The following is an 18,170-nucleotide window of genomic DNA, read 5'->3' as shown; positions in this document are numbered from 1 at the left end:
TTGCGCCGATGTCCGGGAACCGGTCGATCCGCGTGCTGATCGTCGACGACCAGGCACTCGTCCGGGACGGCTTCGGCATGATCCTGGCCGCTCAGCCGGACCTGGCGGTGGTGGGGGAGGCGGCCGACGGGGCGGAGGCGATCCGGCTCGCCCGCGAACTCGACCCCGACGTGGTGCTGATGGACATCCGGATGCCGAACGTCGACGGCATCGAGGCCACCGCCCGGATCTGCGCGCAGACCGCCGCCCGGGTGCTGGTGCTGACCACGTTCGACCTCGACGAGTACGTCTACGACGCGCTGCACGCCGGAGCCAGCGGCTTCCTGCTCAAGGACATGCGGCGGGAGGAACTGGTCAACGCCGTCCGGGTGGTGGCCGCCGGGGAGGCACTGCTCGCACCCACCGTGACCCGCCGGCTCATCCTCGACGTGGTGTCGCGCGGCCACCGGGCCCGGACCGGACCGACACCCTCACCCCGGCTGGCGACGCTGACCGCCCGCGAGACCGACACGCTGCGCCAGGTCGCCCGTGGCCGGTCCAACGCCGAGATCGCCGCCGCGCTCTACGTCACCGAGCACACCGTGAAGACCCACGTCAGCAACCTGCTCACCAAGCTCGGCCTGCGCGACCGGGTGCAGGCGGTGGTGCTCGCGTACGAGTCGGGTCTGGTGGTCGCCGGAGACCTCGCCGACCCGGACGGTGCCCGACCCACAGGGTGAGGTCGGCCTCCGCCCCGCCCGGGTGGAGTCGTCTTCCACTCCGCGCGGGTGAGGTGGGCGCCCCGGTCCCGCTCCTGCGAGTGAGATCGGCTTCCCGCCCGGCGGCGATCCGCCCGGCCCGGTCCGGCGCCGAGTATTCGGGGCAGTCCTCGACACCCACCTGCGCCGGGAGGCCGCCGTGCTGTCCACCATCACCGGGTTCGCCGTCCGGCGACCCGTCGTTGTCCTCGTCGGCTGGCTCGTCGCCGTGGTGCTCGGCTTCGGGGTCGGCCTGGGCGTGTTCGACCGGCTGGTCAGCGACGCCGGTTCGGTCCCCGGCAGCGAGTCCGACCTGGCCCGGCAACAGCTGGCCGAGGCGCCACCCGAACCCACCGCGCTGACCGCGATCGTCTCCGGCCGCCCCGCCGACGATCCCGCCGTACGGGCCAGCGTCGCCGCCGCCGTCACCGACGTACGGGCCATGCCGGGCATCGCCGGGGTGTCCGAACCGGTCGCGTCGACCACCACCGGCAACGCGCTCCTGATCGGCATCACGCTGCGCCCCGGTGCCGACGAGACGGTGGTCGCCGAGGCCGCCGCCGAGCGGCTGCACCGGATCGACGCCCCGGCGGTGGTGGTGGCCGGCGGGCCGCTGACCGCGACCGAGTTCAGCGGACAGGCGCAACGGGACGTCGCCCGCGCCGAGATGTTCAGTACGCCGGTGGTCCTGATCCTGCTGCTGCTCATCTTCGGCGGGCTGATCGCCGCCGGGCTGCCGCTGCTGGTCGCGGTGGTCGGGGTCGGCGCGACCTTCGCCATCCTGTTCGGGTTCAGCCGGTTCACCGACGTCTCCGTCTACGCCATCCAGGTCACCACGATGCTCTCCGTCGGCCTGGCCGTCGACTACGCGCTGCTGCTGGTCAGCCGCTTCAGGGAGGAACGCACCCGGACACCGGACGTGCGTACGGCCATCGAACGCACCGCCGCGAGCGCCGGCCGTACGGTGCTGTTCGCCGGTCTGACCGTGGCGGTGGCCCTGGCCGGCCTGCTGGTCTTCCCCGATCCGTTCCTGCGGTCCATCGGACTGGCCGGGGCGGCCGTCGTCGCGGTCGACATGCTCGCCGCGCTCACCCTGCTGCCGGCCCTGCTGGCGCTGTTCGGGCACCGGATCTCCCCGGCGAAGCGGCCGGCCGGCGGTGGACTGTTCGCCCGGTTGGCCGGGACCGTACGGCGCCGGCCGGTGCTGACCCTGGTCGCCACCGTCGGCGTGCTGGTGACCCTGGCGCTGCCGGTGCTGGACCTGCGACTGTCCAACGGGGACCCACGGCTGCTGCCGTCGAGCACCCAGACCCGGCAGCTCTGGGACGCGTCCGTGCTGCACTTCCCGGCCCGAACCGGCCCGGCCGACATCATCGTGGTCGCCGCCGCCCCGGCCGAGGGCCCCGAACTGGCCCGGTTCCGGGACGGGGTCGCGGCCGTACCCGGCATCACCGGCGTCGAGGTGGTGCCCGCCGGGCCGACACTGACCGTGCTCCGGGCCACGCCGGACGCCTGGCCGGCCGAACCGGCCGCCGGCCGCTCGGTCGAGGCGATCCGGGCCCTGCCGGCGCCGTTCGAGGTGGCAGTCACCGGTGACGCCGCCCGCCTGGTGGACTACCGGGCGATGCTCGGTGAGCGCCTGCCCTGGGCGATCACCCTGGTCGTGCTCGCCACCCTGGCCCTGCTCTTCGCCTTCACCGGATCGGTGCTGCTGCCAATCAAGGCCGTGCTGACCAGCGCGCTCAGCATCGGTGCCGCGCTCGGTGTGGTGGTCTGGGTGTTCCAGCAGGGGCACCTGGTCGGTCTGTTCGGCGCCGTGGAACTGGGCAACACCAACCTCACCGTCCCGGTGCTCGTCGGTGCGATCGCGTTCGGGCTCTCGGTGGACTACGAGGTCTTCCTGCTGTCCCGGATCCGGGAGCGGTGGCAGGCCGGCGCCGACGTTTCGCGGGCGGTCGCCGAGGGGCTGCAACAGACCGGGGCGATCGTCACCTCGGCGGCGTTGCTGCTGGTCGTGGTCTTCGCCGGGTTCCTCCTCGGCGGCTTCGTGCCGATCAAGGCGATCGGGCTCGGCCTGGTACTGGCGATCGCGCTGGACGCCACCGTGGTCCGGATGCTGCTGGTCCCGGCGACGATGACCCTGCTCGGCCGGCTGAACTGGTGGGCGCCGTCCCCGCTGCGCCGGCTGCACGACCGGTTCGGCGTGACCGACGACCCGCCCGCTCCGGCGGGAGAGCATGCGGGGGAGATGGTCGGGGCCTCGGCGCAGCACTGACCCTCGCCGTACGGTGATCCCGATCCGCCGTCGGCCGGGTCGGGATCACCGCTCGTGGGCGACGGTCAGCGTTCACGCCGACCGGGCACCGTTCACCAGCGGTAGTCGGCGCCGTCCGTACCGAGGTTGATCAGCATTCCGGTGTGGGTGTAGAAGTTCATCGCGCTGAACATGGCGAACCCGAATCCGGCGATGGTCCAGCACCAGTAGAGGGTGAGCCAGGCGAGCCGGCCGTTGCCGCGTACGGCGGCGGGGAAGAGCAGACAGCCGATGGCGGCGGGGCCGTAGAGCAGCAGGGCGAAGAAGAGGTTCTCCACCACCGGCCAGTCGTTGAGCAGCCCGGTGATCGGTTCCTCGCGGGGAGCGGCGCCGACCACGTTGAACCGGATGATCGCCAGCGTGCACCAGACCAGGATGATGCCGAGCCAGAACACCACCCAGCTCACCGGGGTGAGCACCGCACGCAGCGCCGTGACGTCCAGTTCCTCGTCGTCGCGCCGCCGCCCCAGGTACCAGGCGGCGGCCAGCAGGATGACCCCCAGCAGCAGGGTCGGCTCACCGAAGATCGTGTCTATGTAGTCCTTGGCCGGGGCGGAGGGATGCCAGATCGTGGTGACGAAGCCGAGCGAGGTGAGGACCACACCGAGGATGCCGAACGTCGCCGCCCACCCGGCCGGACTGACCGGCTGGTTGCCCAACAGCAGCAGCGGGGGCCGTTCACCCCGGACCACCGCCCAGAAGCGCGGTACGAGCAGCAGTGCGATGCCGGCGCAAGCGCCCATCAGGGTGTTGAAGAGGATCAGCCGCATGGTGTCTCTCCTTAGTCGTGCGGCGAGAACTGCCATCGTGGTGCCGTCCGAACCGAACGTGTCGCGGTAGGGAAGGAGGGCTGACGCGGATGGGATCCAACTGCCGTGGGGGCGGGCGTCACCATGGCTGCCGATGGGTGCCGACGGAGAGGAGGGATTCGGGGGGTTTGTCTGGAGGTCGGTGATCAGCCTGCCCGCGGTCGTCGTCCGGCGACCGCCGGTATCGGTTGGGAGTGACCACCGACGGCCCCCGATATAGTGAAGTTTGTCAACAATGTGGCGTGCGGTGTCGGCGCGATCGATGAATGAAAATGAAGCATTCTCGGACTCACTCACCTCGGCGCCGTGAGCAGCGGATCCTTTCCCGGATACGCCGGGTACCCCGGGTCGCCGCCGCCGGGCCGGCGACCGCCGATTGGTCGTGGCCGGCGCCGTACCCCGCGCGTAGGGTCGCGATCATGGAGATCCTGCGGTACGCCGCCTTCAGCGCCGACCCGAGCGGCGGAAACCCGGCCGGAGTGGTGCTCGACGCGACCGGCGTCGACGACGACGAGATGCTCCGGGTGGCCGCCGAGGTCGGCTACTCCGAGACGGCGTTCCTGCTGCCTCGCGGCGACGAACGGTTCGACATCCGCTACTTCAGCCCACTGGCCGAGGTGCCGTTCTGCGGCCACGCCACCATCGCCACCGCCGCCGCGTACGCCCAGCGGCACGGCACCGGGCGGATGCACCTGTCCACCCGCGCCGGTCTGGTCGAGGTGGCGACCGCGCTCGCCCCGGACGGTACGGCCACCGCCACGCTGACCAGCGTCGCGCCGCGTACCGATCCGATCGAGACCGCCGACCTCGCCGAGCTGCTCGCGGCCCTGCGCTGGGACGTGGCCGACCTCGACCCGACGCTGCCGCCACGGGTCGCCTTCGCCGGTGCCCGGCACCCGGTGATCGCGGCCGCGACCCGGCGGCGACTCACCGACCTGGACTACGACCAGCCCGCGCTGGCCGGGTTGATGGCCCGGCGCGACTGGACCACCGTCGACCTGGTCTGGCGTGAGTCGCCGGAGGTGTTCCACGCCCGCAACCCGTTCCCGCCCGGCGGGGTCGTCGAGGACCCGGCCACCGGTGCCGCCGCTGCCGCGTTCGGCGGTTACCTACGCGAGCTGGGCCTGGTCACCCCGCCGGCGATCGTCACCGTCTACCAGGGCGCCGACCTCGGCCGCCCGAGCGTCATCACCGTCGGCATCCCCGCCACCCCCGCCTCCGGCATCGCCATCACCGGCACCGCCGTCCCCCTCCCCCTCCCACCCTCTCCTTCCGCGATCTAGGGCAGATGGTGGCTTGTCAATCTTTGATCGCCACCATTTGCCCTAGATCGGCGAGGACCTGGGATGGGGTGGTCAGGAGATGGTGCCGGTGGTGCGGAGGTGGGCGATGGTGGTGGGGGAGAGGCCCAGTTCGGTGAGGATCTCGTCGGTGTGTTCGCCGGGGTGCGGCGGCGGCCGGCGGATCGTGCCGGGGGTACGGCTGAACCGGGGTGCCGGCGCGGGTTGGACGGCGCCGGCATGGGTGACGAAGACCCCGCGCGCCGCCAGGTGTGGATGCTCCGGCGCCTCGTCCCAGTCCAGCACCGGGGCCACACAGGCGTCGCTGCGCTCCAGGAGAGCGGCCCACTCGTCCCGGGTCCGGCTGCGGAACAGCTCCGCCCAGGCGGCCCGGTCCACCGGCCAGGTCTCCGGATCGAACCGGGCCGGCCCGTCGTCCCCGGACGGCGGCCGGAAGCCCGTACGGGCGACCAGTTCGGCGTAGAAACGCGGCTCCAGGGCGGCGACGGCGACGTACCGGCCGTCGGCACACTCGTACGTGTCGTAGAAGGGTGCCCCGCCGTCGAGCAGGTTGGCGCCCCGCTCGGGTCGCCACATGCCGAGCCCGCGCAGGCCGTGCAGGGCGGTGGAGAGCAGGGTGGCGCCGTCGACGATGGCGGCGTCGACGACCTGCCCGGCACCTCCGGCGCGTACGTCCAGCAGCGCGCAGACCACCCCGAAGGCGAGCATCATCCCGCCGCCGCCGAAGTCGCCGACCAGGTTCAGCGGCGGCACCGGGCGCTCGCCGGCCCGGCCGATGGCGTGCAGGATCCCCGTCGGCGCGAGATAGGTGAGGTCGTGGCCGGCGTACCCGGCGTGCGGGCCGTCCTGCCCCCATCCGGTCATCCGACCGTAGACCAGCCGGGGGTTGACCCCGTGACAGTCGACCGGACCGAGGCCGAGTCGTTCGGTCACCCCGGGCCGGAACCCTTCCACCAGTACGTCGGCGTCGCGGACCAGGTCGAGGACGAGCCGCCGGGCGGCGTCGGCCTTCAGGTCGAGTCCGATCGAGCGGCGGCCCCGGTTGAGCAGGTCGGGATGCGGGGTGCCGAACCGGTCCGGGTGCACCTCGGCGGCCCGGTCCACCCGGATCACGTCCGCGCCCATGTCGGCCAGCATCATCGCGGCGAACGGGCCCGGCCCGATGCCGGCCAGCTCCACCACCCGCACACCATCGAGCGGACCACCGGCCGGGCCGCCCGACCCACCTCCGCTCCGAGCGTCCGACGCACCAGCGGGCGGGCCGTCGGCGGGAGGGCCCGCCGGGTGGTGCGGGCTACCGTCGCTCGGGTCGGCGGGCCGGTCTGGCGGGTCGGCGGGCCGGTCTGGTTCGGGCATCCCGCCACGATAGGCGTACCGGCCGACCGGTCGGGGGCGTCGACCGGTGACACCGGTCGGGTGATCAGTCGGCGGGCGGGTGGAAGGTCAGCCACGGGCGACCCGTGGTCGGGTGCGAACCGACGTCGGCGTGCACGGCGAACACCGCGCGGAGCAGGTCCGGGGTGAGGACCTCGGCCACCGGGCCGGCGGCGGCGACCCGACCCCTGTGCAGCACCACCAGCGTGTCGCAGAACATGGCGGCGAGGTTGAGGTCGTGCAGCGCGGCCAGCGTGGTCACGCCGGACCGTTGTACGAGGTGCAGCAGTTGCAACTGGTGGCCGATGTCGAGGTGGTTGGTCGGCTCGTCCAGCAGCAGCAACTCGGGTTCCTGGGTGAACGCGCGGGCGAGTTGCACCCGCTGCCGTTCGCCGCCGGAGAGGGTGTGCCAGCGTCGCCCCGCGAACCCGGTCAGGTCGACCCGGTCCAGTGCGGCGTACGCGGCGGCCAGGTCGGCGGCGCCCTCACCCCACCACGAGCGCCGGTGCGGGGTACGGCCGAGCAGGACCACGTCCAGCACGGTCAGGTCCAGGTCGGTGTCGGCGTGCTGCTCGACCAGCGCCAGCCGCCGGGCCAGGTCACGCCGGTCCAGCCCGGTGAGCTCGTCCCCGCCGAGCAGCACCCGGCCCCGGTCGGGGGTGGTGAGCCGGGCGATCAGGCGCAGCAGCGTGGTCTTCCCGGAGCCGTTCGGCCCGAGCAGCCCGACCAGTGTGCCGGTCGGCACCGCACACGACACCCCGTCGACGATCAGGGTGCCCTTGACCGACCAACTCAACCCGGCGGCGGTGAGCATCAGCCGCGTACCTCCCGGCGGCGCATCAGCACGATGAAGGCGGGCACCCCGAGCAGGGCGGTGAGCACCCCGACCGGCAGTTCCCGTGGTTCGAACAGCGTCCGGGCGGCGGTGTCGACCCAGATCAGGAAGACGGCGCCGACCAGCACCGTCACCGGCAGCAGGCGGCGGTGGTCCGGCCCGGTGAAGTAGCGCACGGCGTGCGGCAGGATCAGCCCGACGAAACCGATCGCCCCGCTGATGCCGACCAGGGTGCCGGTGAGCAGGGCCGCGCAGACCAGCAGCAACCAGCGGACCCCGGTGACGTTGACGCCGAGGGTGGCGGCGGCGTCCTCGCCGAACGCGAAGGCGTTGAGCGTACGGGCGTGCCACAGGACGAGCAGCAGGGTCACCGCGAGGGCGGCGCAGCCGTACGCCAGTGGGGTCCAGGCGGCTCGGGCGAGCGAGCCGGAGAGCCAGAACGTGATCTCCTGGGTGGCGTGCGGCTCCGCCTGCCAGATGATGACGAACGAGGTGACCGCGGCGCAGAACTGGCCGATCGCCACCCCGGCGAGGATCATCCGGGTCGGTGCCAGCCGGGCACGTTGGCTGGCCAGCCCGAGCACGATCGCGAACGCCCCGATCGCGCCGACGAACGCCCCGGTGGAGACGGCCCAGACTCCGGCGCCGAACCCGGCGACGACCACCAGCACCGCGCCCAGTGACGCGCCGGAGGAGATACCCAGCAGGTAGGGGTCGGCCAGCGAGTTTCGGGTCAGGGTCTGCATCACCGCGCCGACGGCGGCGAGCCCGGCCCCGACCACCGCCGCGGTGAGCACCCGGGGCAGGCGAAGCTGCCAGACGATGTGGTCCCGCAGCAGGGGCACGTCCGATCCGACCAGCCCCAGGTGGTCCCCGATCACCGACCAGACCGTACCCAGCGACAGGTCCGCCGGTCCGATGGTGACCGCCACCCCGGTCGACAGGACCAGGGCGGCGGTCAGACCGAACAGCAGCCCCGCGTAACCGGCGGCACCGGTCCGACCGGCGCCGCCGGCACCGGGGACGGTCACGTCGGGCCGCCGGTACGCGGTCACGCTCAGCCGCCGGTACGCGGTGCCACGGCGGCGAGCCCGTTCGCCAGCCCCTCGATCGCGGTGACGTTGCGGATCCCGGCGGAGGTGGCGGAGAAGGGGATGGTGACGAACCGCTTGTCCCGTACCGCCGGCAGGTCCCGCAGGGTCGGACTCTTCTCCAGGTGGGCCTGCTTCTGCGCGGCCGGGCTCCACTCGGCGTCGATCAGCACGATCACGTCCGGGTTCCGCTCGACGACGGCCTCCCAGCTGATGTCACCCCAGCTGCCGGTGACGTCGGCGAAGACGTTCCGGGCCCCCACCGCTGACATGATCATGCCGGGGGCGCCGCAGCAGGCACCCGCGCTCGGTGCGTCCGTACCGTCGTCCCACCAGAAGACCGAGGCACCGGCGCGCGGCTTCGCGGCGGCCGCCGAGATCCGGGCCCGCTGGGCATCGACCAGGGCGGTGGCCCGGTCCGGCACCCCGAAGATCGTGGCGACCTCGCGGATCTCGTCGAACACGTTGTCGACGGTCAGCGTCGCCGGCCTGGAGTCCGCCGGGCAGCCGGCCGGGGAGAGGTAACTGCCGATCCCGAGGGTCCGCAGGGCGCCCCGGTCACCGGCACCCTCCTCGCCGAAGGCGCTGGCGAACGAGCCGTAGACGAAGTCCGGCCCGACCTCCAGCAGCTTCTCCTTCGACGGGTACTCCTTCGCCAGCACCGGCACGGCGCGGTACGCGTCGGCGTACTCCGGCAGGATGGCGTCGTCCAGGTAGGCCGTACCGATCAGCCGGTCGCCCAGGCCGAGCGCGAGCATGATCTCGGTGGCCGCCTGGTTCATCGTCACGACCTTGGTCGGTACGGCGGTGACGGTGACGTCGAATCCGCAGTTCCTCAGGGTCACCGGCCCGGTCGACGCCGACCCGGCGACATCCGTACCCGGGGAGTCGCCGCCGCCTCCGCAGCCGGCGGCGAGCGCCGCCCCGGCGACCAGGGCGACGATGGCCGGCGCGAGCACGCGTCGGCGGGACTGCGGTCGGGATGCGCGCACACGCATGGGGACCACCTCTCCAGCACCTCGTGGATGGGTCTGTTCGGTGCCGTGGCCGGTCTCCTGGCTGACGGGTGACACGCCGTCGGTCAACCTTCCCGGGCGGCTGCCCAGTGGTTGCCCGGTCCGTCGCCGCGCGTGGTGCGCGTCGGCGTCCGGGCCCAGACCAACGACTTCCCGATCACAGTGGCGAGGGCCGCTCCGGTTTCGCACCGGTCTTCCCGAGCACCACGGCAGCGTCACGCTAGCGTCGGCGCCCGTTCGTCGCCATTCGCAGCGACGATTCTCACGGCGTAGACGAGCCTGGATCGGCTCCGGTGATCTGGTCGCTCCGGCTCCGGCGCCGCACCGTGATCGGTATGTTGATTCGGTGCGGCAGCCGCAGTCGGACAAGGGGGTGACCTGGGAAGAACTCTTCTTCGACCTGGCCTTCGTCTTCGCGGTCACCCAGATCACCGCCGAACTGTTCGCCAACCACGACCTGCTGGGCGTGGCCCGGGCGCTCATCCTGTTCATCTCGATGTACTGGGCCTGGGTCGGTGTCACGATCTACGCCAACCAGCGCGACATCGGCAACGTCCGCGACCGGGTGGTCATCTTCACCCTCGGCTTCGGCAATCTCGTCCTGGCCCTCGCCATCCCCGGCGCCTTCGACGACCGGGGCCTGCTCTACGGCGTCAGCTACCTGATCATCCGGGTGCTGCTCGCCGGGTTCGCCCTCAACAACTTCCGGGAGTGGCGGAGCTTCTTCATCGGCCCGTACGGGGTCGGCGCGATCATTTCCGGTCCGCTGCTGCTGATCGGCGGAATCGCGGACGGCGACACCCGGATCGTGCTGTGGGGGATCGCCTCCGCGATCGACATCTTCAGCCCGCTGGTGCTGCGCCGGCAACTGGCGAAGTTCCGGGTCCGGCCGGTGCACTACACCCACCGCTACGGGCTGCTGCTCATCCTCGTCCTCGGCGAGTCCGTGGTGCAGGTCGGCGCGGTCGCGTCCAGCCTGCCGCTGACCTGGCCCCGGATGATCGCCGTCGCCGGCTCGTACGCGCTGGCCTGCGGGCTCTGGTGGGCCTACTTCATCCACGGTCTCTGGGCGTTCCGTCGCGCCGTGGTCCAGTCCGAGGGGCACAGCGACGTACGCCGGTCGATCCTGCTCTACGCGCACCTGGGCTTCAGTTGCGGGATCATCGTCGTCTCGGTAGGTCTGGCCGAGGTGGTCCGGTCACCGCTGGCCGGAATGAGGATGGGCGACGCCGCCCTGCTCTACGGCGGATCCGCGCTCTTCCTGGGCACCTTCGCCTACACCCAGTGGCGGCTGCACCGGACCGTGGCCTGGCGCCGGCTGCTCGCCGCCGGTGCCTGTCTGGTCTTCTTTCCCGTCGCCACGTTCATCCCCGCCTTGGCCGCGCTGGTCACCCTGGCCGGGGTGATCATCGTGGTGAACGTGGTGGAGCAGGAGATCCTGCGTCGGCACGGCGCGGGCCGGTTCTCCGGCATCGGCCCGTACCGCCCGGACGGAGCCGACGTCGAGGAAGTCGAGGTGAAAGCCGAGGTCGACGCCGGCTCGGGTGCCGGGGTGCGGATCGGGCCGGGGCGGGAGGTCGACACCACCGACAACGGGCCGATCGTGAGCGACTGACCGCGCCGCCGCTGCTGCCCGGCGCCCCGCTACCGCGTACCGGTCAGGCCGAGCCCGCCGAGCAGGTGGTCGAGCCGGTCGTTCTCGGTGCGCAGGAAGTCGCCGAACGAGTCACCGTCGAGGTAGGCGTCGGTCCAGCCGTACCGCTCCAGGGCGGTGCGCCACTGGGCCGAGTCGTGCAACCGGGCGACCGCGTCCCGCATCGCCGCCACGTCCCGCGCCGCCAGTCCGGGCGGTGCGACGATGCCCCGCCAGTTGCTGAACAGCACGTCGACCCCCTCCTCACGCAGGGTCGGGGCGAGGATGCCGGGGATCCGGTGCTCACTGGTGACGGCGAGCACCCGCAACTGCCCGGAGTTGATCTGGTCGGCGTACTCGCTGAGGCCGGAGACACCGAACGCGACCTGGTGGTGCAGGATCGCCGCGAGCAGGTCACCGCCGCCGTCGTACTGCTGGTAGGAGACCTGTCGGGGCGGGATGCCGACGGCGTCCGCGACCAGCATCGGGGCCAGGTGGTCCGGGCCGCCGGCCGAGGACCCGCCGCCGACCGGTACGGCGGCCGGGTTCGCCCGCCAGGCCGCGACCAGCTCGGCCAGATCCCGGTACGGTGACTCGCGCGTCACCACCACGATCGCCGGCTCCTCGATCAGCCGGGCGATCGGCGTGGTGTCCTGGAGCGTCACCGGGGCGGTCCCGGCGTACTGGCTGCCGACCACCCCGAGTCCCATCAGCATCATCAGCCTGCCGTTGCCGCGCTCGTAACCGAGCCGGCGCAGGCCGACCACGCCCCCGCCACCGGGCAGGTTGAACACCTCCACGCCCCGGACGATCCCGGCGTCGTCGAGCGCCTTGGCGGCGATCCGCGCGGTCACGTCGTAGCCGCTGCCCGGCGCGTTCGGCACCAGCACCCGCAGCTCGGACAGGTTGTCGCCGGGCCGTCCGACGCCGCAGCCCGGTACGCCGACCAGCAGCAGGGCGAGGCCGATCGCGACCGAGCGGGTCAGTCGTCGCATTTCGTTCCTCCTCTGCCGGTTTCTCCCGCCTCGGGGCTGTCCGGTGCTGGTACCTGACGCCCGGTGGAGGTACCTGACGATCCTGCTCGTCCGGCGGCCGGTTGTCACCAGCCCGGCCTCGGGTAGTTTGCGGTTGACGTCGGCGTCGCTGCGGCGGACGCTTCCCAGCACACCCGTCCCCGTCCGGCGTACCCGACCCGGCATCGGGTGGATGCCGACCCCGGTGCAGGAGCGGCTGCCGACCCCCGGCGGAGGAGGAGCGATGCGTCAGCGGATGTCCCTGGCCGGTCAGTTCCTGCTGCTCCAGCTCGGCATCGTGCTGCTGGTGGTCGGCGCGGTCGCGGCCGTGTCGATCGCCGAGTCCGACGCGGCTTTCCGCCGGGAGGAGGGCGCCCGGCTGCGCTCGGTGGGGGAGAACGCGGCGATCAACCGGACCGTACGGCTGGGGCTCGGCGACCCGGTCGGGCAGGAGGCACTGGCCTCGGTGGCGGAGAGCGCGCGAGCGGTCTCCGGTGCCTCGTACGTGCTGATCGCCGACGCCACCGGCAAGCTCGTCACCGGCCCGGACGCGGGCACCCCCGCAGTGCTCGGCACCAGCGACGGGCTCGCCGGCCGGTCCTGGGTCGGTGTGGTCGACGACGGCTCCAAGGCGCTGGTCGCGCACGTGCCGGTCCTCGACGAACGGGACGGCACCTTCCTCGGCCTGATCGTCGTCGGCGACGTCTACCCCACCCTGCCCGAGCAGCTCGCCGCCGGGTTCACCAACCTGCTCACGTACCTGCTGCTCGGCGGGGCGCTCGGGGTGGCCGGGTCACTGCTGCTGGCCCGCCGGGTCAAGCGCCAGACACTGGGCCTGGAACCGGACGAGATCACCGGCCTGGTCGAGCACCGGGAGGCGATGCTGCACGGCATCAAGGAGGGTGTGCTCGGCACCGACGCCGCCGACCGGGTCACCCTGGTCAACGACGAGGCCGTACGCCTGCTCGGCCTGCCCGCCTCGCCGGTCGGGCAGTCGCTGCACGCCCAGCCGATGGAACCCCGGCTGCGCGACGTACTCACCGGGCGGGTCAGCGGGGTGGACCAGATAGTGCTCAGCGACGACCGGGTGCTGGTGCTCAACCGCCGGCCGGTGCTGGTCCGGGGGCGCCGGGTCGGCTCGGTGACCACGCTGCGGGACCGGACCGAGCTGACCGCGCTGCGCCGCGAGCTCGACGTCAGCCGGCACACCACCGACACGCTGCGGGCCCAGGCGCACGAGTTCAGCAACCGGCTGCACACCATCGCCGGGCTGGTCGAGCTGGGCGAGCACGAGGAGGTGGTCCGGTACATCACCCGGGCCAGCCAGGTGCACGAGGCGCTCAACCGGGACGTGACCAGCCTGATCCGGGATCCCGCGCTGGCCGCGCTGCTGATCGCGAAGGCGAGTCTCGCCGCCGAGCAGGGCGTGCAGTTGGTGATCACCGCCGACTCGGACCTGCCGGTGGTCGACGAGCGGCTCGCCGGTGACCTGGTCACGGTGATCGGCAACCTGATCGACAACGCGTTGGACGCGATCGGGCCCGGTGGCCGGGTGGAGGCGGGGGTACGGGTGCACGACGGCGAGGTCCACGTGACGGTCAGCGACTCCGGTCCGGGCGTACCGCCGGAGCTGGTCGACGAGGTGTTCCGGCAGGGTTACAGCACCAAGGACGAGTCCCTCGGCCACCACGGCCTCGGCCTCGCCCTGATCCGGCTGATCTGTCAGCACCGGGGCGGCAGCGTGCGGGTGAGCGGGTCGTCGTTCGTGGCCCGGCTGCCGCTGGTCGTCGGGGCGCCGGCATGATCCGGGCGCTGGGCGTGGACGGGGTGCCGGCATGATCCGGGTGCTGGTCGTCGACGACGACTTCATGGTGGCGAAGGTGCAGTGCGGCTTCGTCGACCGGGTGCCGGGCTTCACCGTGGCCGGGGTGGCGCACACCGGTGCCGAGGCGCTCGCCGAGGTCGACCGGCTCCGGCCGGACCTGGTGCTGCTCGACATCTACCTGCCGGACGTCTCCGGGCTGGAGGTGCTGCGCCGGTTGCGTGAGGGCGACGCGGTGGTCGACGTCCTGGCGGTGACGGCGGCGCGCGACGTCAACACCATCCGGATCGCGTTGCGCAGCGGCGTCGTGCACTACCTGATCAAGCCGTTCAGTTTCGACGCGCTGCGCGACCGGCTGGAGCGGTACGCGGTCGCCCACCACGGCCTCGCCGGCTCCCGCGAGGTGGCCCAGGACGACGTCGACCGGCTCTTCCTGGCGCTGCGCCCGGCACCCCCGATCGAGCTGCCCAAGGGGCTGACCCGGCCGACCGCCGACCTGGTCGCCGAGGCGCTGCGGACGGCCGGCGGCGACCTGTCGGCGACCGAGTGTGCCGACCGGGTCGGCCTGTCCCGGGTCAGCACCCGCCGCTACCTGGAGCATTTCGTCGGTGCCGGCAAGGCCGGAGTGAGCCTGCGGTACGGCTCCGCCGGCCGACCGGAACGTCGTTACCGGTGGACCGGCGGAGCCTGAGGCAGGTGCGGTCAGTCGTCCTCGCCGAAGGCGAGCCGCTGCACCGACGCCGCCGACCGCCCGCGCATCCGCGCGATGATCCTCGGCAGGTACGGCACCACCACCGCCAGCACCACCAGCGACAGCAGCACGGCGGTCAGCGGTCGGGTGACGAAGACGCTCAGGTCCCCGTTGCTGAGCACCAGCGTGCGCCGGAACTGCAACTCCATCATCGGGCCGAGGATGGCGCCGAGGATGACCGGTGCGATCGGGAAGTCGTAGTGCCGCATGAAGAACCCGATCACCCCGATCCCGTACGCGATCAGCACCTGGGTGATGTCGTTCGACGCGGCGTACACGCCGAGGGTGGCGAAGACCAGGATGCCGGCGTACAGGACCGGGCGGGGGATCTGGAGCACCTTCACCCAGAGCCGGATCAGGGGCAGGTTCAGCGCCAGCAGCAGCACGTTGCCGACGTAGAGCGAGGCGATCAGCGCCCAGACCAGCTCCGGTGACTTGTCGAACAGCTGCGGGCCGGGTTGCAGGTTGAAGATCTGGAACGCGGCCAGCATCACCGCCGCCGTGGCCGAGGTCGGAATACCCAGGGTCAACAGCGGCACGAGTACGCCGGAGAAGGCCGCGTTGTTCGCCGCCTCCGGACCGGCGACCCCCTCGATCGCCCCCTTGCCGAACTCCGCCTTGTTCTTCGAGCGGTACTTCTCGAAGGTGTAGGACAGGAAGGTGGGGATGTCGGCGCCCCCGGCCGGCAGCGCGCCGAACGGGAAGCCGACCGCCGTCCCGCGCAACCAGGGGCGCCAGGACCGGGACCAGTCCGACCGGCTGAGCCAGCCGAAGCCGCCCCGGCCCGGTTCGAGCGGGGTGACGTGCTCGGGTAGCTGCCGCAGCCGGCTGGCCACGTAGAGCGTCTCGCCGATGGCGAAGAGCCCGACGATGATCACCACGACGTCGATCCCGTCGAGCAGTTCCAGGGTGCCGAAGCTGAACCGGGCCTGGCCGGTCAGCCCGTCGAGGCCGACCAGCCCGAGGAACAGCCCCAGGCTGAGCGAGAGCAGTCCGCGTACCAGGGACCTGCCGACCAGTGCGGTGACCGCGACCATGGCCAGCAGCGCCAGCGCGAAGTAGTCCGCCGCCCGGAACTCGACCGCCAGCGCGGCCACCGGCCGGGCGAAGAGGGTGAGCAGCAGGGTGGAGATGGTCCCGGCGACGAACGAGCCGATCGCCGCCGTCGCCAGGGCGGCGCGGGCTCTGCCTCGCCGGGCCATCTGGTAACCCTCGATGGCGGTGGCCACCGAGGCGGACTCACCCGGGGTGTTCAGCAGGATGCTGGTGGTCGAGCCGCCGTACATGGCGCCGTAGTAGATCCCGGCGAACATGATGAACGTGCCGATCGGGTCGTCCAGGTTGAAGGTCACCGGCAGCAGCAGGGCGATGGTCAGCGCCGGCCCGATGCCGGGCAGTACGCCGACGAAGGTGCCGAGGGTGACCCCGATCGCGGCGTACAGCAGGTACTGCGGCTCCAGCACGGTGCCGAAGCCGCCGATCAGGTCTCCGAATACGTTCACAGCGGCAACACTCCGGCCGGCAACGAGATCTCTAGCAGTTGGGTGAAGCCGAGATAGACGGCGACGACCAGCGGCACCGCCACCAGCACGTCCCGGATCGAGTGGTGACTGCCGAGGATCCGGGCGGCGGCGACGAAGAAGACCGCCGAGGCGAGTACGAAGCCAACCGGGTCGAGCAGGAGCACGTACCCGAGCAGGGCCACGCTCAGCAGGACCGGGGTGAGCCACTGCACCGGCCCGGCCGCCTCCGTCTCGTCGACCAGTTCCGTCTCGTCGACCGGTTCCACCCCGTCCGGAGCCTCCTTGACCGGCGTCTCCTTGACCGGCGCGGCACCGGCCGAGGGCTCCTCGGCCGCGATGGCGGCGCTCGGATCGGCGGGGCGGCGGACGAACTGGCTGACCAGGTACCAGGCGGAGAGAACCACCCAGCCGGCGGTCACCACCAGCGGCGCCAGCCACGGTCCGTGCGCCGAGAAGTCACCCTCGGCCGAGTCGTACGCGGTCCAGCAGAGGAACAGCCCGACCGCGAGCAGTACGGCGCCGAGGATCCGGGGCCCCCACGGCGCCCGGGGGAGGGCGACCCGCGGGTCCACCCTCCCCTGTGCGTCAGTTGTCGGCAGAGCCATTAACGCGCCAGGCCGATCTCGCTGAGGACCGTGGTGATCCGGTCGTTCTCGCTCTCGAAGTAGGCCTTGGCCTCGTCCCCGCTGCGGTAGAAGTCTTCCCACTTCTGGTCGGTGAGGGTCTGCTTCCACTGCGCGGAGGAGTGCAGGTCGTCGATCAGCTTGATGATGGCGGCCCGCTCGCCGGCCTTGATCCCGGGCGGCGCGACCACTCCGCGCCAGTTCATCAGCTCGACGTCGTACCCGGATTCCTTGATCGTCGGGGTCGGCTTGCCGGCGCCGACGTCGATGCCGGTCGGACCGGAGACCGCCAGGGCGCGCAGCTTGCCGGACGCGACCAGGTCGGAGTACTCGCTCGCGCCGGAGACGGCCGCGGTCAGGTCACCGGAGAGCAGTGCCGCCTTGGACTCGCCGCCGCCGGAGTAGGCGATGTACTTCATCGCCTTCGGGTCCGCGCCGGCCGCCTTGGCGAGCAGGCCGACCAGGATCTGGTCGGTGCCGCCGGCCGAGCCGCCGCCCCAGTTGATCGAGGTGGGGTTCGACTTGGCATCGGCCATGAGTTCCTGGAGGGTGGTGTACTTCGAGGCGGCCGGGACGACGATCACCTCCTGCTCGGCGGTGAGCGTGGCGATCGGGGTGACCTGGCTCAGCTTGACCGGGGACTTGTTCGTCACCACGCCGCCGATCATCACCAGGCCGGTGACCATGAGCTGGTGGGCGTCGCCCTTGTTCTTGGTGACGAGCTGGGAGAGGCCGAGCGTGCCACCGGCGCCGGGCACGTTGTAGACCTCGACCGACTCGGTGACCAGCTTGCTGTCGGTCAGCGCCTTCTGCAACGACCGGGCGGTGCTGTCCCAACCACCGCCGGGGGCGGCCGGTGCCATCAGCTCCAGGGTGGTGGTGGGGTACTTGACCGCCGCCGCGTCGGAGCCGGCGTCGTCGCCGTCCTTGGCGCAGCCGCCGGCCGCGAGCGCCAGCAGCGGTACGCACACCAGCGCGGCGGCCCGGCGCCGGACCGCCGGTCCCCGGCCGGGTGAGTGCGGGCCGCCGCGGGATCGTCGGCCCGCCGTGCCTCGAACGTCTGTCATCGCTGTCTCCTCGGCCGGGATCGTCATCTGTTGCCGCAGCGTTTCCACTGGGTTGCGTAGATGCTTCCGGTCCGAGTGACTCCGGTCACGGTTGCGGTCGCGGAGTTCGTTGTGGTCTTTGTGGTCGTGAAACGCGGGTGGTGGGGGGGGGGGGGGGGGGGGGGGGGGGGGAGGGGGGGGGGGGGGGGGGGGGGGTTTTTTTGGGGGCGGCGGGTTGCCCGGCGAGATGGGGGCGGCCGCCCACACGGGTGGATTGCCCCT

At 72.1% G+C, this 18,170-nt stretch carries 15 protein-coding genes and 1 riboswitch; of the genes, 6 read left to right on the top strand and 9 right to left on the bottom strand.

Features of this window, described 5'->3' with window-relative positions; genetic code table 11:
• Positions 1-8 precede the first annotated feature (8 nt).
• Positions 9-719, top strand: coding sequence for a response regulator (locus ACZ6QQ_RS27780; protein ID WP_465880283.1), 711 nt, complete (start codon positions 9-11; stop codon positions 717-719).
• Between the two features lie 178 nt (positions 720-897).
• The gene (locus tag ACZ6QQ_RS27775; protein ID WP_465880282.1) at positions 898-3,012 is read left to right on the top strand and encodes an MMPL family transporter; all 2,115 of its coding nucleotides are present in this window, start codon (positions 898-900) and stop codon (positions 3,010-3,012) included.
• Positions 3,013-3,104: 92 nt separating this feature from the next.
• Here the strand turns inward: ACZ6QQ_RS27775 and ACZ6QQ_RS27770 are convergent, their stop codons facing one another.
• The gene (locus ACZ6QQ_RS27770; protein ID WP_465880281.1) at positions 3,105-3,821 is read right to left on the bottom strand and encodes a DUF981 family protein; all 717 of its coding nucleotides are present in this window, start codon (positions 3,819-3,821) and stop codon (positions 3,105-3,107) included.
• Between the two features lie 458 nt (positions 3,822-4,279).
• On the opposite strand from ACZ6QQ_RS27770, the gene ACZ6QQ_RS27765 reads away from it, so the two are divergent.
• Complete coding sequence (locus ACZ6QQ_RS27765) at positions 4,280-5,143, top strand: PhzF family phenazine biosynthesis isomerase (protein ID WP_465880279.1); 864 nt, start codon at positions 4,280-4,282, stop codon at positions 5,141-5,143.
• A 72-nt stretch (positions 5,144-5,215) separates the two neighbouring features.
• Here the strand turns inward: ACZ6QQ_RS27765 and ACZ6QQ_RS27760 are convergent, their stop codons facing one another.
• From ACZ6QQ_RS27760 to ACZ6QQ_RS27745, 4 genes are all read right to left on the bottom strand, one after another.
• On the bottom strand, positions 5,216-6,349 hold the full coding sequence (locus ACZ6QQ_RS27760) for a CaiB/BaiF CoA transferase family protein (protein ID WP_465880278.1): 1,134 nt from the start codon (positions 6,347-6,349) through the stop codon (positions 5,216-5,218).
• A 232-nt stretch (positions 6,350-6,581) separates the two neighbouring features.
• Entirely contained in the window at positions 6,582-7,349 is a 768-nt protein-coding gene (locus tag ACZ6QQ_RS27755; RefSeq protein ID WP_465880277.1) for an ABC transporter ATP-binding protein, read from the bottom strand.
• On the bottom strand, positions 7,349-8,425 hold the full coding sequence (locus ACZ6QQ_RS27750) for a FecCD family ABC transporter permease (RefSeq protein WP_465880276.1): 1,077 nt from the start codon (positions 8,423-8,425) through the stop codon (positions 7,349-7,351). The genes ACZ6QQ_RS27755 and ACZ6QQ_RS27750 overlap by 1 nt, the downstream gene beginning before the upstream one ends.
• A gap of 2 nt (positions 8,426-8,427) precedes the next feature.
• Positions 8,428-9,459, bottom strand: coding sequence for an ABC transporter substrate-binding protein (locus tag ACZ6QQ_RS27745; protein ID WP_465880275.1), 1,032 nt, complete (start codon positions 9,457-9,459; stop codon positions 8,428-8,430).
• A gap of 30 nt (positions 9,460-9,489) precedes the next feature.
• Positions 9,490-9,701, bottom strand: a riboswitch (cobalamin riboswitch).
• 122 nt (positions 9,702-9,823) lie between these two features.
• Here ACZ6QQ_RS27745 and ACZ6QQ_RS27740 point away from each other — a divergent pair.
• Complete coding sequence (locus tag ACZ6QQ_RS27740; protein WP_465880273.1) at positions 9,824-11,092, top strand: low temperature requirement protein A; 1,269 nt, start codon at positions 9,824-9,826, stop codon at positions 11,090-11,092.
• A 29-nt stretch (positions 11,093-11,121) separates the two neighbouring features.
• On the opposite strand, the gene ACZ6QQ_RS27735 is transcribed toward ACZ6QQ_RS27740, so the two are convergent.
• Entirely contained in the window at positions 11,122-12,105 is a 984-nt protein-coding gene (locus tag ACZ6QQ_RS27735) for a tripartite tricarboxylate transporter substrate binding protein (protein ID WP_465880272.1), read from the bottom strand.
• A 262-nt stretch (positions 12,106-12,367) separates the two neighbouring features.
• Between ACZ6QQ_RS27735 and ACZ6QQ_RS27730 the strand changes: the two genes are divergently transcribed.
• Positions 12,368-13,927: a sensor histidine kinase gene (locus ACZ6QQ_RS27730; RefSeq protein WP_465880271.1), complete on the top strand. Its 1,560-nt coding sequence runs from the start codon at positions 12,368-12,370 to the stop codon at positions 13,925-13,927.
• 31 nt (positions 13,928-13,958) lie between these two features.
• On the top strand, positions 13,959-14,636 hold the full coding sequence (locus tag ACZ6QQ_RS27725) for a response regulator (RefSeq protein WP_465880270.1): 678 nt from the start codon (positions 13,959-13,961) through the stop codon (positions 14,634-14,636).
• Between the two features lie 11 nt (positions 14,637-14,647).
• Here the strand turns inward: ACZ6QQ_RS27725 and ACZ6QQ_RS27720 are convergent, their stop codons facing one another.
• From ACZ6QQ_RS27720 to ACZ6QQ_RS27710, 3 genes are read right to left on the bottom strand one after another with little or no spacing between them, the layout of a single operon-like run.
• A complete protein-coding gene (locus ACZ6QQ_RS27720; protein ID WP_465880269.1) occupies positions 14,648-16,198 on the bottom strand; it encodes a tripartite tricarboxylate transporter permease in 1,551 nt (516 codons plus the stop codon).
• The gene (locus ACZ6QQ_RS27715) at positions 16,195-16,791 is read right to left on the bottom strand and encodes a tripartite tricarboxylate transporter TctB family protein (RefSeq protein WP_465880268.1); all 597 of its coding nucleotides are present in this window, start codon (positions 16,789-16,791) and stop codon (positions 16,195-16,197) included. Before ACZ6QQ_RS27715 ends, ACZ6QQ_RS27720 begins: the two co-directional genes overlap by 4 nt.
• Before the next feature lie 32 nt (positions 16,792-16,823).
• The gene (locus tag ACZ6QQ_RS27710; RefSeq protein ID WP_465880266.1) at positions 16,824-17,909 is read right to left on the bottom strand and encodes a Bug family tripartite tricarboxylate transporter substrate binding protein; all 1,086 of its coding nucleotides are present in this window, start codon (positions 17,907-17,909) and stop codon (positions 16,824-16,826) included.
• Positions 17,910-18,170: the final 261 nt, after the last annotated feature.

Source organism: Micromonospora sp. NPDC049529, assembly GCF_055586685.1.
The sequence above is the reverse complement of the archived record's forward strand: the minus strand, read 5'-3'. Positions and strand labels throughout refer to the sequence as shown.

Excerpts from the sequence above, each read along its gene's own strand:
- ACZ6QQ_RS27770 (WP_465880281.1), bottom strand. The coding sequence starts at position 3,821 with ATGCGGCTGATCCTCTTCAACACCCTGATGGGCGCTTGCGCCGGCATC.
- ACZ6QQ_RS27730 (WP_465880271.1), top strand. The coding sequence starts at position 12,368 with ATGCGTCAGCGGATGTCCCTGGCCGGTCAGTTCCTGCTGCTCCAGCTC.
- ACZ6QQ_RS27765 (WP_465880279.1), top strand. The coding sequence starts at position 4,280 with ATGGAGATCCTGCGGTACGCCGCCTTCAGCGCCGACCCGAGCGGCGGA.
- ACZ6QQ_RS27745 (WP_465880275.1), bottom strand. The coding sequence starts at position 9,459 with ATGCGTGTGCGCGCATCCCGACCGCAGTCCCGCCGACGCGTGCTCGCG.
- ACZ6QQ_RS27755 (WP_465880277.1), bottom strand. The coding sequence starts at position 7,349 with ATGCTCACCGCCGCCGGGTTGAGTTGGTCGGTCAAGGGCACCCTGATC.
- ACZ6QQ_RS27780 (WP_465880283.1), top strand. The coding sequence starts at position 9 with ATGTCCGGGAACCGGTCGATCCGCGTGCTGATCGTCGACGACCAGGCA.
- ACZ6QQ_RS27735 (WP_465880272.1), bottom strand. The coding sequence starts at position 12,105 with ATGCGACGACTGACCCGCTCGGTCGCGATCGGCCTCGCCCTGCTGCTG.
- ACZ6QQ_RS27710 (WP_465880266.1), bottom strand. The coding sequence starts at position 17,909 with ATGACAGACGTTCGAGGCACGGCGGGCCGACGATCCCGCGGCGGCCCG.
- ACZ6QQ_RS27725 (WP_465880270.1), top strand. The coding sequence starts at position 13,959 with ATGATCCGGGTGCTGGTCGTCGACGACGACTTCATGGTGGCGAAGGTG.